This window comes from Kineobactrum salinum (assembly GCF_010669285.1).
In the GTDB taxonomy this organism is placed as follows: Bacteria; Pseudomonadota; Gammaproteobacteria; order Pseudomonadales; family Halieaceae; genus Kineobactrum; species Kineobactrum salinum.
In genome coordinates, this window is sequence record NZ_CP048711.1 from 4,195,746 (window position 1) to 4,209,567 (window position 13,822).

Sequence of the window (13,822 nt, forward strand, 5' to 3'; positions counted from 1 at the left end):
TCTGACTGTGGTCCAGCGGTCAATCAAAAGTCGCTGGCCGCAGCCGGTCGCCTTCGCGGCGACGAACTGATCGCGGTGGGTCGTGCGGGTCAGGGCTGCACGAACTCGGTCACCTCGAGACTGAAGCCCGACAACGCGTTGAAACGCACCGGTGCCGACAGCAGCCGCATCTTGCCCACCCCCAGCCGTTTCAGTATCTGGGAGCCGGTGCCGATGACGCGATAATTGCCGACACCGTCGGTGCTGCTGCCGGTGACGCTGGGTGTTTCCGGGAACTGGATGACCTCCGCCAGCGCCAGCTCGGTGCTCACGGGTTGGCCGATCAGGACCAGTACACCAGCACCCTCGTCGGCGATGCGCTGCAGCGCACGGCGGAAGGACCAGCCCGGACCGTCGCTGGCGATCAGTGTACCCAGCACATCGCGCAACATGTTCAGGGTCTGTACCCGGACCAGCGTGGCCCGCTGTTCTTCAATCTGGCCCAGCGTCAGCGCGTAGTGCAGGGTGTCGTCTATCAGGTCGGCAAAGGTATGCAACTGGAATTCACCGAACTCGGTAAGCACCGGCTTGCTGTCGCGCAGTTCCACTGATTGCTCGTGCAGGGAGCGGTATTCGATCAGATCGGCGATGGTACCCATGTGCAGGCCGTGGCGGGCGGCAAACTCTTCCAGCTGTGGCCGCCGGGCCATGGTGCCATCCTCGTTCATGATCTCGACGATCAACGCCGCCGGCTCGAAGCCCGCCATGCGCGCCAGGTCGACCCCGGCCTCGGTGTGACCGGCGCGGCGAAGCACCCCACCGGGCTTGGCCACCAGCGGGAAGATATGGCCGGGCTGGCTGATGTCCGCCGGTTTGGCATTGGCCGCCACCGCGGTCCGTACCGTGTGGGCCCGCTGCACCGAACTGATGCCGGGCCCCTTGCGTTCGGCGGCGTCGATGGAGACCGTGAAATTGGTCTCGTGCTGCGAGCGGTTGTCGCGCACCATCAGTGGCAGCTGCAGCTGGCGGGCACGCTGCTCGGTAATGGGCATGCAGATCAGCCCGCAGGCTTCGCCAGAGAAGAAAGTGATGATTTCCGGGGTGACCGCCTCCGCCGCTACGATCAAATCGCCCTCGTTTTCCCGGTCCTCGTCATCCATCAGAATGACCATCTTACCGGCGCGGATCGCGTCCAGGATGTCGGGGATACTGCTCAATGCCATGGGGCTGCCTCGGGGCCAGCGGGCCGCAGCCCACTGGTGGGAATGGTCAGATCGTCAGATCAGTTCGATGGCCACCGCAGTGGCTTCGCCACCGCCGATACACAGGGCCGCGACGCCGCGCTTTTTCCCGTATTTTTGCAATGCATACATCAGGCTGACGATGATGCGGGAGCCGGTGGAGCCGATCGGGTGACCCTGGGCGCAGGCGCCGCCATGAACGTTGACCTTGGCGTGGTCCAGGCCCAGGTCCTGCATCGCCAACATGGTGACCATCGCAAAGGCTTCATTGATTTCGAACAAATCGACATCGGCCGCGCTCCAGCCGGTTTTGGCAAACAGCTTCTGCACTGCGCCTATCGGCGCAATGGTGAATTCCGAGGGATGCTGGCTGTGGCGGGCGTGCGCCACGATCCGTGCCATCGGCTGCAGGCCGCGCTGCTCGGCCGTTGCGGCGCTCATCAGCACCAGCGCGCTGGCGCCATCGGAGATGGAGCTGCTGTTGGCAGCGGTGATGCTGCCGTCGGGAGTGAAGGCGGGGCGCAGGTTGGGGATCTTCTCGACCGCGGCCTTGTGCGGCTGTTCGTCGTCGCTGACCACGGTTTCCCCCTTGCGGGTGGCCACGGTGACCGGTGCCGTTTCGGCGTTCAGCGAGCCGTCCTCGATGGCCTGCTTGGCGCGGCTCAGCGACTCCAGTGCGAAGGCATCCATCTGCTCCCGGCTCAGACCGCGCGCATCGGCGGTTTCCTGGGCAAAACTGCCCATCGCCCGGCCGCTGTCAGCATCCTCCAGGCCATCGAGGAACATGTGATCCATCATCCTGACGTGGCCACTGCGCACACCACTGCGGGCTCCGGGCAACAGGTGCGGCGCATTGCTCATGCTCTCCATGCCGCCGCTGACCACGATCTCGTTGGTGCCGGCGACAATGCTGTCATAGCCGAAGATGGTGGCCTGCATGCCGCTGCCACACAGTTTGTTCAGGGTCACGGCCCCGGCCGCGTCGGGAATGCCTGCGCCGCGGGCCGCCTGGCGCGCGGGGCCCTGTTTCAGGCCCGCCGGCAGTACGCAGCCCATGAAAATCTCGTTGACATCGGCCGCCGCGACCCCGCTGCGCTCCAGCGCGGCGGCGATGGCAGTGCTGCCCAGCTGCGGCGCGGTCACGGCGGACAGACTGCCCTGCAGCCCGCCCATCGGAGTGCGGGCGCCATTGACGATGACTACAGATTCTTTGTTCATTGCGGGTCTCCGATCGTGCGATTCAGCCTCGTGAGGCCGCCGGGACGGCGGGCTCCGGAAAATGGGCGCCCATTAAGCCATAGTCATGATTGTGACTCAAGCTGGCGCGGCTCTGGACTCAATGGGAGGTATCTGCCTGCTGGGGGTCAAACAGCTTGCCGCGCACGGCCGCGCGGTACTTCATCGGCGTCATGCCGTTGAGCCGCCGGAACAGGCGTGAAAAGTAACTGGCGTCCTGCAGGCCCAGCTGCCAGGCCACTTCACTGATGCTGAGGTTGCTGCGCCGCAGCAGTTCCCGGGCACTGTTGATACGCAGGGTGTTGAGGTAGTGCTGGGGCGTCATCCCGGTGGCCTGGCGAAAACGCCGGTTCAGGCTGCGGGCGCTAATGCCCAGCGCCGGCGCCATGGCAGCGAGGCTGACCGGGTGTCCCACGTGAGTCTGGAGCCACTGCTGGGCCTGCAGGACGGTCTCGTCGTGGTGGGCCGCGCGCGGCTGGTCCTGCCAGGCAGCGGAACGAAAGGGCTGGCGGATTTCGGGCGAGAACTGGTGTTCGATGGCGCGGGCAATCCGGCTGCCGAACCAGCCCTCGACGATGTGCACGGTGAGATCGGCGATGGAGTTGACGCTGCCGACACAATAGATGTTGTCGCTCTGGGTGATCAGGTGACGGGTCTTCAGCTTGACCTGCGGGTAGCGCCGGGCAAAGTGTTCAAAGTAGTTCCAGTGGGTGGTGGCGGGGCGCCCATCCAGCAGGCCTGCCTCGGCCAGCAGGCAGCTGGCGGTGCCGACGCTGCAGATACGGGTGCCGGCAGCGGCGATGCTGCGCAATGTCCCCAACCAGTCCCGGCACTCGCCCAGCGTGGCGGCCGGATTGCGCCAGATCGCGGGCAGCAGCAGCAAATCCAGCGGCGGCAGCGCATCCCGCGCCACGGTGGTATGCAGGGTGAGGCCGCTGGCCAGCGTCAGCGGCCCGCAGCCAGGACCGGCCAGCACGAAGCTGGCCTGGGCCGCATGCCGGTTCTCGCCCCTTGCCATCTGACTCGCCGCCCGCAGGATTTCCATGGGCAGCGTCAGGCTGGTGGCGAGAGCATCCGGGTAAACCAGGGCGGCGGCTGTGTACATGAGGCGGCTCCTGTCGCTATCGGGCAAAAATACCATATAAAGTGGCGAAAATGGCATATTTAAATTGTCGCTATCCACCTACACTGGTTGCCATATTTCGTTCATCTTTCAGAGGGTATTTTTGATGGCTCAGCAGCGGTTGCCGGTTATTGTGGGTTTTGGCGGCGTTAACAGCGCCGGTCGGGCATCCGGCCACCATGCCTACAAGCGGCTGGTTCACGAGGCCCTGCCCACGGCAGAGCGCCGGCGGACCCTGGCGGCGCTGGCGCGGCTGATGGGGTTGGCGGATACGGCAGACAGCGAGCGCTTTATCCTGGACCACAGCCTGATCAGGCGGGTAGAGCGCAACCATTTTGATGTGGATGCCGTGCCCTGGAACCAGCGCCTGGGGCTGCAGGGCGAGCCGGCGCCGTTGAGCTTTGCAATGCGGCGCCAGCAACTGCCCGCCACCGTGCCCCCGGGCTGGTCCGTCTCGCCGTTGTCAGCGACCCATGTCGCGGTGCAGGTGGAGGGGACGATGGACCTGTTGCTGCCGGTCACCCGCGAATTCGAGGTCAAGGCGGCGGGCCAGCTGCCCACAGGATTTGACCCGGGTACCCTGTACCAGTCCCGCAATCATCCGCGTGGGCTGCAAATGATGGTTTACGCGGCCTCCGATGCGCTCGGCAGCCTGGGGCTGGAATGGGAGCATATCCAGCAGCGGGTGGCCGCCGACCAGATCAGCGTCTACGCGGGCAGTGCGATGGGCCAGCTGGACAATGCCGGCGGTGGAGGGATGATGAAGGCGCGCTACAACGGTCAGCGGGTAACCTCCAAGTTCTGTCCGTTGTCCATGGCTGAAATGCCGGCGGACTTCGTCAACGCCTATGTACTGGGTAGTCTGGGCGCAACCGGCGCTTCCCTGGGGGCCTGCGCCTCTTTTCTCTACAACCTGCGCCACGGGATCGAGGATATCCGCAGTGGCCGCGCCCGGGTTGCGTTCATCGGGGCATCGGAGGCGCCGGTGAACCCGGAAGTCATGGAGGGCTACAGCGCGATGGGCGCGCTGGCCTCGGACAAGGAGCTGCGGGAACTGGATGGGTTGCCGCCGGGCACCAGCCCTGATCACCGCCGGGCCTGCCGGCCCTTCGCGGAAAATTGCGGTTTTACCATTGCCGAGTCGGCCCAGATGGTAGTGCTGTTCGACGACGCGCTGGCGCTGGAGCTGGGTGCCACCGTGTTCGGCGCCGCCACGGACGTGTTCGTCAACGCCGACGGCTACAAGAAATCGATTTCCGGCCCCGGGGTGGGCAACTACATCACCATGGCGAAGGCGGTGGCCGCGGCGCGGGCAATGCTGGGCGAACGCGCGGTTCGGGAGGGCGGATTGGTGCAGGCTCACGGCACCGGCACACCGCAGAACAGGGTCACCGAATCGCAGATTCTCTCCGCCACGGCAGGAGCCTTTGGCATCGAGCAGTGGCCGGTGGCGGCGTTGAAGTGCTATCTGGGCCACTCCCTGGGCGCTGCCTCCGGTGATCAGCTCACCGCCACGCTGGGTACCTGGGCGCACGGCATTATCCCGGGAATCACCACGATTGATACGCTGGCGGAGGATGTCTGTCAGCAGAACCTGGCCTTTGCCACGGCGCACCGGGAGGTGGAGCCGGCAGCCCAGCGCTACGCGATCATCAACTCCAAGGGCTTCGGCGGCAATAATGCCTCCGCCACGATGCTGAGCCCGGCAGTGACCGGAAAAATGTTGCAGGCGCGCTACTCCCGGCAGGAATGGCAGCAGTGGCAGCGAGCCAACGAAGCGGTGCGCGAGAGGCAGCGGGACTACGACGAGGCGATGACCGCCGGCACGATCGCGCCCACCTACCGCTTTGATCACGGTGTGTTGGGGGACGGCGATGTCAGCATTGCTGAGCATGAGATGCAGGTCGGGGACTACCGGATCGGGCTTGATCTCGCCAATCCCTACGGCGACATGAGCGGCGACTGAATGCTTCGGGGACTACCGCCAGCCTGGCACCGTGGCACAAAACGGCGTCATAAAAAAAGGCAGCCCGGAGGCTGCCTTTTTTGTCCCGGAAAAACTACAGGTTGTAGGTCAACTCCACCCCGATCCGCCGCCCTTTGGACATTGGCGCGAAGGTCCCACCCAGCGGTACGCCGAATATGTCGTCCGGCAGCTGGGTATCATTGCCATGCAATACTTCATCCAGCAGGTTGCGGCCATACAGGGAGAATACCCAGTGACCGTCGTTGCTGTAGAAGTCCAGGCCCGCATCGACCCGTTTCTGATCGTTGATGAAACCCAGATTGTTGTCGGTATAGGCTGAGTCATCGCGGTAGGAATAGCTGATCCGCGAGGCTAGGAAGCCCCAGCGGCCCAGTTCCAGGTCGTGGTTCAGACCCACGGTCCAGGTGAGATCCGCCGCCCGCGGCAGATCCAGATCCTCGTCGGCGCCATCGATGACGCCGTCACCGTTGAGGTCCACCAGCACCTCGTCGTAGCTGGCGTCGATCACGCCCACCGAGGCAATGGCGACCAGGCTGTCGGTGAGGGCGTAGGTGGCGTCCACCTCCAGCCCCATGATCGTGGCCTCGGCAGTGTTGCGCACCAGCTGGATCACCCCGATGGGGCCCGGCAGGTTAATTTCGCGCTGCATGTCGTCGATTTTGTTGTAGAAGACTGCTGCGTTGAGGATGCCGCGTCCGAACGATGACTTGTAGCCCAGCTCGAAGCTGTCCACGGTCTCCTGGTCGAAGGGTCCAGGAGTGTCGGCGGGGTCGAATGAGGTATTGCGCATGTTGTAGCCGCCAGAGCGGGTGCCCTGGCTGTAGTGACCGTAGATACGCGATTCGTCATCCAGGTTGTAGGTAAAGCCCAGTTTGGGTGAGAAGCTGTTCCAGCTGTCTGAATCCACAAAATCGAAGGCGCAGTCGCCCCGCAGCACAATATTGCAGGACTGCGCCAGCGGGATTGTGGGCAGTGGTATCGGTAAATTGCTTGAGATATTCCTGCTCAGTGAAGCAATTTCGGCGTCCTTGTCCTCCTCGGAATAGCGGGCCCCCACGCTCAGGGTCCAGCGCTCATTGAGGTCGTAATCCACTGACACGAAGACGCCCCAGGTTTCGGTGTCGAGATTGCCGCCGCCATCGAAACGGGCGAGGGGCATGACTCCGCCGGTCAGTACGCCCGCCATGTCCCTGCGTTCGTGGTAGTTGACTTCACTCTCGAAATAGAAAATGCCGGTGGTCACGTTGTAGCGTTCGGCGAACAGGCCGTTGTAACGCAACTCGTTGCTGATCTGCTCGTATTCCAGCCAGGAGGGGGCGTGGAAAAGCCAGACAGGCTGGGAGTCGATGTCACCCAGGCCGTCCGAGGTGTAGTCGCGCCAGCCGAAGATGTTGGTGACTGTGCCCTCGCCGAAGGCCACGTTCCAGTTCATCTCGGCGGTAAAGGCGTTGGTCTCACTTTCCTGGAAGCCCGGTTCGTCGAGCGAGACTTCAAACTCATCGCGATCAAAATTGACCGGAGTCCCCGGTACGCCGGAACCATTGGTGTGACTCTGGCCAATCGGGCCATGGCCGGAGATATCGCTGTATTCATAGCGCAGGATGAATTCCAGATCGTCCGACGGGGTGAGCACCACCACCGGGCGCAACATGATTTGTTCAATTTCACCCAGGTCCTCGCCGTTGAGCTCGTTCTCGATAAAGCCTTCGTCGTCGTTGTAGTACGCCGTGATGCGTGCAGCCAGCCAGTCGTTGACGGGACCGCCGACGCTGCCCATCAGGTAGCTGCTGGGGCCGCCGTCGGGACCCTGGTCGACCGCGGCCCGCAGGGTCAATTCGAACTCGTCTGCTGGTTGCTTGCTGTTGAGCAGTACTGCACCGCCGGTGACATTGCGGCCGAACAGCGTGCCCTGCGGCCCGCGCAGCACTTCGACGCTTTCCAGGTCGAAGGTATCGAACACGATGCCCTGATTCAGGCCTACATAGACGCCGTCCACGATCACACCCACGGTGGGGTCAATGCCGGGGATGGAGCTGTTCACCCCGAGGCCACGGATGGAAAAGTTGGCGGTGCCACGGGCGGTGCCCACATCGTCCATCGCAACGTTGGGCAGTCGTACCGACAGATTGGTCAGGTCGCGGATCTTCAGGGTTTCCAGCTGGTCCGCACTGAGCGCGGAGATCGCCAGCGGGACATCCTGGGAACCCTCCTCTCGCTTGCGGGCGGTGACGACCACCTCTTCGAGCATCGCGGCGGAAGAGCCTCGCCGGGCCTCCTGGGCCTGTACGCCGCTGATCATGGTGGTGGTTATCAGGGTGCCCAGCAGCGCCGAAACTCCGGCTGCCAAAGGGCGTTTTTGCAGGATTACTGGTTTGCGCGTGTATATCATGCTGGTACTCCTTGTAATTATCTGGGTACTGCTGATTGCCGCTAGCCTGGTGCTCCGAATGATGTTGCTTGTTCCTGTAGATGGGCCTCGCTTTGCAGGGTCTGGTTCTCCCTGAGTGTGGTATCTGTTGCCTCGAATGACAAGCATCACAATACGCTTGTGCGGGCTTGTCTTGATCCAAGTTAACACATTAAACATTAGCAGCTGCGGATGATAGAGCGAGGATATAGTGAAAAATTACCAAGCTGGTTGCGGCAGGGGCACAGCAGCTGGCTGGTCCGGGGTTCTGGGCAAGGATCACTTGCGCCACGCTTGTCTTGTTCGCGACTGGCCGATTGCCTGCAAGGGCGCCAGTTGCGGTATGATGCACTCCCGATCACGTTGCCAGCCCGATTACCTCCATGGCCGATATCCTGCAGTTTTTACAAACCCGCAATTCCGCCCCCAGACTGACCGGGCCCGCGCCGACTGCAGCCGAGCTCGCGGAAATGCTGCGTGCGGCGCTGCGGGCGCCGGACCACGGCTGGTTGCGTCCCTGGCGTTTTATTACCATTCGCGGTGAGCGCCGCGAGGATTTTGGCGAAGTGCTGGAGCGCTGCCTGCTGCGCCGCGACCCCGGCGCGGACACCCCGGCTCGGGAAAAGGCGCGTCAGGCACCGCTGCGCGCGCCACTGCTGATGGTGGTGGTTGCGTCGCTGCGGGAGCATCCCAAAGTGCCTGCGCAGGAACAGCGCCTGTCGGCTGGCTGCGCCGCCCATGGCCTGTTGCTGGCCGCGGAGAGTCTCGGGTACGCGGGAGTGTGGCGCACCGGCAACGCAGCGACCGATCCCTATGTGACAGCGGCCCTGGGACTGGAACCGCATGAAGAGATAGTCGCCTTTTTGTACCTGGGCACCCGCGAGGGTAGCGTCAAGAACCTGCCGCAGCTGGATCCGGAGGACTTCGTCAGCACCTGGTGAGGCGCCTCGTTCAAGTGGAAGCCGCTCTGTCCGCTCCGCGATGGCAGGCCGGATTGACAAGAGTTGACACGATAATGGACAAGACTTTGACCTACAGCGAACTGGCCGGCCCCACGGTGCCGCCGCTGCTGAACGATACCATCGGCCGAGTATTTGACGCCACCACCGAGCGCTTTCCTGAGCGCGATGGATTGATCGTCCGCCACCAGGGGATCCGCTGGAGCTACCGGGAATACCGGCAGCGGGTGGATGAGCTGGCCCGCGGCCTGCTGCTGTTGGGCATCGCAGCCGGCGATCGGGTGGGGATCTGGGCACCCAACTGCTACGAGTGGTGCCTCACCCAGTACGCCACCGCCAAGATCGGTGCGATCATGGTGTGCATCAATCCCGCCTATCGCAGCTACGAGCTCGAGTTCGCGCTGAACAAGGTGCAGTGCAAGGCCGTGATCTGTGCGGAAAAGTTCAAGAGCAGCGACTACCTGGGTATGTTGCAACAACTGGCGCCGGAGCTGGACAGCTGCGCACCCGGTCAGCTGCAGTCGCAGAAGCTGCCACATCTGCGTTGTGTGATAAGGATGGGGGAGGGCGTCACTGCCGGCATGTTCAACTTTGCCAATGTCTGCCGGCGCGGCGCAGCCGAGCCCATGGACCAGCTGACGGCGGCGTCCGCTGCGCTGGCGCCCACCGATCCAATCAATATCCAGTTTACCAGCGGCACCACCGGCAACCCCAAGGGCGCCACGTTGAGTCACCTGAATATTCTCAACAACGGCAAACTGGTGGGTGACGGCATGCACCTGAGTGAACATGACCGGCTCTGCATTCCGGTGCCACTGTACCACTGCTTCGGGATGGTGATGGCGAGCCTGGCCTGCGTCACCCACGGTTCGGCCGCGGTATTCCCGGGCGATGCCTTCGAGCCCCGGGCCACGCTGGAGACGGTGGCCGAGGAGTACTGTACCGCGCTGCACGGCGTACCCACGATGTTCATCGCCGAACTCGACCTGCCGGACTTTGCCGACTTCGATCTGTCCAGCCTGCGCACCGGCATTATGGCCGGCTCGACCTGTCCGGTGGAGGTCATGCGGCGGGTGATGGACAGGATGCACATGAGCGAGGTGTTGATCGCCTACGGTCAGACCGAGACCAGCCCGGTCAATCACATGACCACAGTGGATGACTCCGTCGAGAAGCGTGTCGGCAGCGTGGGCCGCCCCGCACCCCACTGCGAGATCAAGCTGGTGGACGCGCAGGGCAAAGTGGTTCCAGTAGGTGAAAAGGGCGAGATCTGCTGCCGCGGCTATTCGGTGATGCAGGGCTATTGGGATGATCCCGAGCGCAGCGCTGAGACCATCGACAGTGAGGGCTGGCTGCACTCGGGCGATATCGGCGTGATGGATGCCGATGGCTATACCCAGGTGACCGGGCGCATCAAGGACATGATTATCCGCGGTGGCGAGAATATCTATCCGCGGGAAGTGGAGGAGTTTCTCTACACCCATCCCTATATCCAGGAGGCGCAGGTATTTGGCGTGCCCGATGAGCGTTACGGTGAGCAGGTCTGCGTCTGGATCAAGTTGCAGGAAGGCGTGTCTCTGGACGCCGGGCAGATACAGGAGTTTTGCCGCGACAACATCACTCATTTCAAGATTCCCCGTCACGTACATTTCGTTGAAGAGTTTCCGATGACCGTGACGGGTAAAATCCAGAAGTTTGTGATGCGCGAGCAGATGCACCGTCACCTGCGCGCAGAACAGGCAGGGGAGACTGAAGCCTAGTGTGTCGGCGCTGGCTCCTGCGACAATCACTGGTATCATGATGAGCAACCGACAAGGACAGCCCTAGCAGGTTGCTGAAAAACTCCCTCGAATGAGGGAAAATAGCGCAATCGCAGGTTGGAGACCAAACAATGCGCGGTGATTACCAGGAAGGCGGTGACTTGTTCAGTTATGTTTCGCTGGAACAGCGCATTCCCAAGCGCCACCCGATCCGCAAGATGCGTAAACTGGTCGATGAAGCGTTGACCAACCTGGACTCTATTTTTAATGAGATCTACGCAGACTGCGGCCGGCCGTCCATCCCGCCTGAGCGTCTGATCCGCGCTTCCTTGTTGCAGGTGTTCTATTCGATTCGCAGTGAGCGGCAGTTGATGGAGCAGTTGGACTACAACCTGATGTTTCGCTGGTTCGTTGGCTTGAGTGTTGACGATCCCGTGTGGAACCCCTCGACCTTTTCCAAGAATCGGGATCGACTGGCGCAGGCCGACATCGGGCGCCGCCTTTTCGAAGAAATCGTCGAGATGGCCCGCCGACGTAGTCTCACGTCCAACGACCATTTCAGCGTTGATGGCACTTTGATAGCTGCCTGGGCGTCTCACAAGAGTGTTCGCCGCAAGGATGGCTCGGACGATGACAACCCTGATGGCGTCGGCCGCAATGCGGGCCGCAACTTCCATGGCGAGAAGCGCAGCAACAAGACCCATGCCTCGCGCACGGATCCCGAGGCTCTGCTTGCGTCCAAGGGCCAGGGTATGGGAGCGCGCCCCAGCTACACCGGACACACCCTGATGGAGAACCGCAATGGCCTGCTGGTCAATGCCGATCTTACCTCGGCCACTGGCACTGCCGAGCGCGATGCAGCGATCGACATGGCGACGGTATTGAAAAGTGGCGCAACACTGGGAGCTGACAAAGGGTACGACACACGGGAGTTTGTCGACGTGTTGAGATTTCTGGATGTTACCCCGCACGTTGCCCAAAACCTGAAGCGTGCAGGCGGGTCTGCGATTGACGGTAGAACGACCCGTCATCTGGGCTACGAAATCAGCCAACGGGTGCGCAAACGGGTGGAGGAACCTTTTGGCTGGGCCAAGCAGATCGGCGGGCTCAGGCAGACAAAGTTCAGAGGTCTGACTCGGGTAAGACAGGACTTCCTGAGGGTGATGGCTGCCTACAATCTCATACGTATCAGAAATCTGCTGCCCGAGGCGGCGTGGTGAGGGGATACGGGGAATCGATAGCGCCCATGAGCGGCTTATGGAGGCGATAGAGGCTATGAAGGACCTTGTCACAGCGGAAATCGGCCCCGAATCCCCAATCCGGTGAAGTTGCCACGAATCCGACTCGCCGTTGACCAAACTTGGGACACGGAACGACGAGGAAGTTGAGTGCGTCAAAATCATGCCTTTTTCAGCAGCCTGCTAGTGCGAGTACCTGAGCTATGATGCCCCGCTTTGAAACCCTGGACCTGGCCGTCGAAGAGCATGTTGCCGTGGTCACTCTGAACCGGCCGGACAAGGCCAATTCCATGAACGATGCCATGTGGCGCGAGCTGCAGGTCTGTTTTGAATGGCTGGATGCGGAGCCCTCTGTGAGGGTCGTGATCCTGGCGGGCAATGGCCGGCATTTCTGCGCTGGTATCGACCTGGGCATGTTCAGTGCACTTGGGGGCGAAGCCACCGACCCGGCGCGGCGGGCAGAGCAGCTGCGCAGGCAGGTGCTGCAGATGCAGGACAATCTCAGCGCGATCGAAAAGTGCCGCAAGCCGGTATTGGCAGCTATTCACAAAACCTGTATCGGCGGCGGGGTGGATCTGGTGTGCTGTTGTGACATGCGCTACGCCACTGAAGATGCCTATTTTGCCATCCGTGAGATCGATATCGGCATGACCGCTGATGTCGGTACCCTGCAGCGCTTGCCCAGGCTGATTCCCGACGGTGTGGCCAGGGAACTCGCCTATACCGGCCGCGACATGGGGGCCGCAGAGGCCCGGGAAGTGGGCTTCGTCAATCGCGTCTATGCCGACCGTGACACCCTGCTGCGCGAAGTCACTGCGATAGCCCGCAATATTGCCGCCAAATCACCGCTGGCGGTGCGTGGCAGCAAGGAGATGCTGGTTTACTGCCGCGACCACCCGGTGCGGGACGGACTGAACTACGTGGCGACCTGGAACGCGGGCATGCTCAGTCAGGTGGACCTGATGGCGGGCATCGAGGCCCAGGCGAAAAAATCGCAGGCGCGCTTCGAGGATTGACCCGGCACGGCGGGCCCCGGGCCATCCTCGGAGGTGGGCCTCAGGGGTTGCCCGGCCAGTCCTCCATTTCGATAAACGGATGGAAGGCCAGATGGATGCCTTCCTTGATGTAATTCTCGTTCTCCAGGATGCTGCGCCGCCGGATGTAACGGCCGGTCGAGGAACGGGCATCGATTGCATCGGTAGCGTCGAGTCCCCCGCGGCTGGCAAACACCCGCTGCAGTTCCATGTCGTAGATGCTGATCTGGAGCGAGGCCACCGAGGCCATCTGCGACCAGTCGAAATCCGCGGAGATGCTGGTGCCAGGGCCCTGCAGGGAGGGTTTGCGGCTGACTCCGTCCCAGCGCGCGATATGTTTCATCCCGGCGCTGAAGGGCACCTGGAATTCAATCAGGTCCGTGAACACGAAGGCGTCCAGGTCGCTGGATTCGCGCAATTGATCGCGGACATTCTGCATGACCTGCACGAAAGTATTCATGTCCACGCGGCCGGTGGTGGGGTCGAGCGGGTCGCCGAAGGCACGCGTGGCCACGTTCCAGTGCTGGATGAAATCGCGCTGGGGCAACACCGTGTAGCCATTGTCTTTCAGGTAGCTGCGGACCATGCCGTCGATGCGGGGAGCCTCCTTGTCGATATAATTCCGGGACGGCGCGCCCAGGTTGATGTGGGGAATGATGACGGTCTTGATATTGCCCGCGTCCAGCCGCTCCTGATCAAGCTCGTAGGCAAATACCGTGGGATTGTAGGTCGGGGTGCCGCTGCAGGCCAGCACGCCGAGCAGCATGAGAACGACCGCGGCGACGCGGCCCGGGGTGCGGAAATAACGCATAGTGGCTCCAGTTCGTTTATAGTGCGCTGCATGGTAGCAAAATCTCG

At 62.4% G+C, this 13,822-nt stretch carries 10 protein-coding genes; 5 read left to right on the forward strand and 5 right to left on the reverse strand.

The features are described from left to right. Positions 1–89: 89 nt before the first annotated feature. From ribB to G3T16_RS18550, 3 genes are all read right to left on the reverse strand, one after another. Positions 90–1,202: a 3,4-dihydroxy-2-butanone-4-phosphate synthase gene (ribB, locus tag G3T16_RS18540; protein WP_163496523.1), complete on the reverse strand. Its 1,113-nt coding sequence runs from the start codon at positions 1,200–1,202 to the stop codon at positions 90–92. 54 nt (positions 1,203–1,256) lie between these two features. After that, entirely contained in the window at positions 1,257–2,438 is a 1,182-nt protein-coding gene (locus G3T16_RS18545; RefSeq protein WP_163496524.1) for an acetyl-CoA C-acyltransferase, read from the reverse strand. 118 nt (positions 2,439–2,556) lie between these two features. Continuing rightward, on the reverse strand, positions 2,557–3,561 hold the full coding sequence (locus tag G3T16_RS18550) for a GlxA family transcriptional regulator (RefSeq protein ID WP_163496525.1): 1,005 nt from the start codon (positions 3,559–3,561) through the stop codon (positions 2,557–2,559). Positions 3,562–3,685: 124 nt separating this feature from the next. On the opposite strand from G3T16_RS18550, the gene G3T16_RS18555 reads away from it, so the two are divergent. Then, positions 3,686–5,545, forward strand: coding sequence for a beta-ketoacyl synthase (locus tag G3T16_RS18555; RefSeq protein WP_163496526.1), 1,860 nt, complete (start codon positions 3,686–3,688; stop codon positions 5,543–5,545). Positions 5,546–5,639: 94 nt separating this feature from the next. On the opposite strand, the gene G3T16_RS18560 is transcribed toward G3T16_RS18555, so the two are convergent. Continuing rightward, positions 5,640–7,955 carry a TonB-dependent receptor gene (locus G3T16_RS18560; protein ID WP_163496527.1) on the reverse strand — a complete coding sequence of 772 codons (2,316 nt, stop codon included), beginning with the start codon at positions 7,953–7,955 and terminating at the stop codon, positions 5,640–5,642. Positions 7,956–8,356: 401 nt separating this feature from the next. Between G3T16_RS18560 and G3T16_RS18565 the strand changes: the two genes are divergently transcribed. The 4 genes from G3T16_RS18565 to G3T16_RS18580 all read left to right on the forward strand — a co-directional run bounded on the left by G3T16_RS18565 (position 8,357) and on the right by G3T16_RS18580 (position 12,946). Further along, on the forward strand, positions 8,357–8,914 hold the full coding sequence (locus G3T16_RS18565) for a nitroreductase family protein (RefSeq protein ID WP_163496528.1): 558 nt from the start codon (positions 8,357–8,359) through the stop codon (positions 8,912–8,914). A 74-nt stretch (positions 8,915–8,988) separates the two neighbouring features. Beyond that, positions 8,989–10,692, forward strand: coding sequence for an AMP-binding protein (locus G3T16_RS18570; RefSeq protein WP_163496529.1), 1,704 nt, complete (start codon positions 8,989–8,991; stop codon positions 10,690–10,692). A 131-nt stretch (positions 10,693–10,823) separates the two neighbouring features. After that, a complete protein-coding gene (locus G3T16_RS18575; protein ID WP_163493605.1) occupies positions 10,824–11,912 on the forward strand; it encodes an IS5 family transposase in 1,089 nt (362 codons plus the stop codon). Between the two features lie 221 nt (positions 11,913–12,133). Next, positions 12,134–12,946: a crotonase/enoyl-CoA hydratase family protein gene (locus G3T16_RS18580; RefSeq protein WP_197911750.1), complete on the forward strand. Its 813-nt coding sequence runs from the start codon at positions 12,134–12,136 to the stop codon at positions 12,944–12,946. A gap of 40 nt (positions 12,947–12,986) precedes the next feature. Here the strand turns inward: G3T16_RS18580 and G3T16_RS18585 are convergent, their stop codons facing one another. Beyond that, positions 12,987–13,775 carry a hypothetical protein gene (locus G3T16_RS18585; RefSeq protein WP_163496530.1) on the reverse strand — a complete coding sequence of 263 codons (789 nt, stop codon included), beginning with the start codon at positions 13,773–13,775 and terminating at the stop codon, positions 12,987–12,989. Positions 13,776–13,822: the final 47 nt, after the last annotated feature.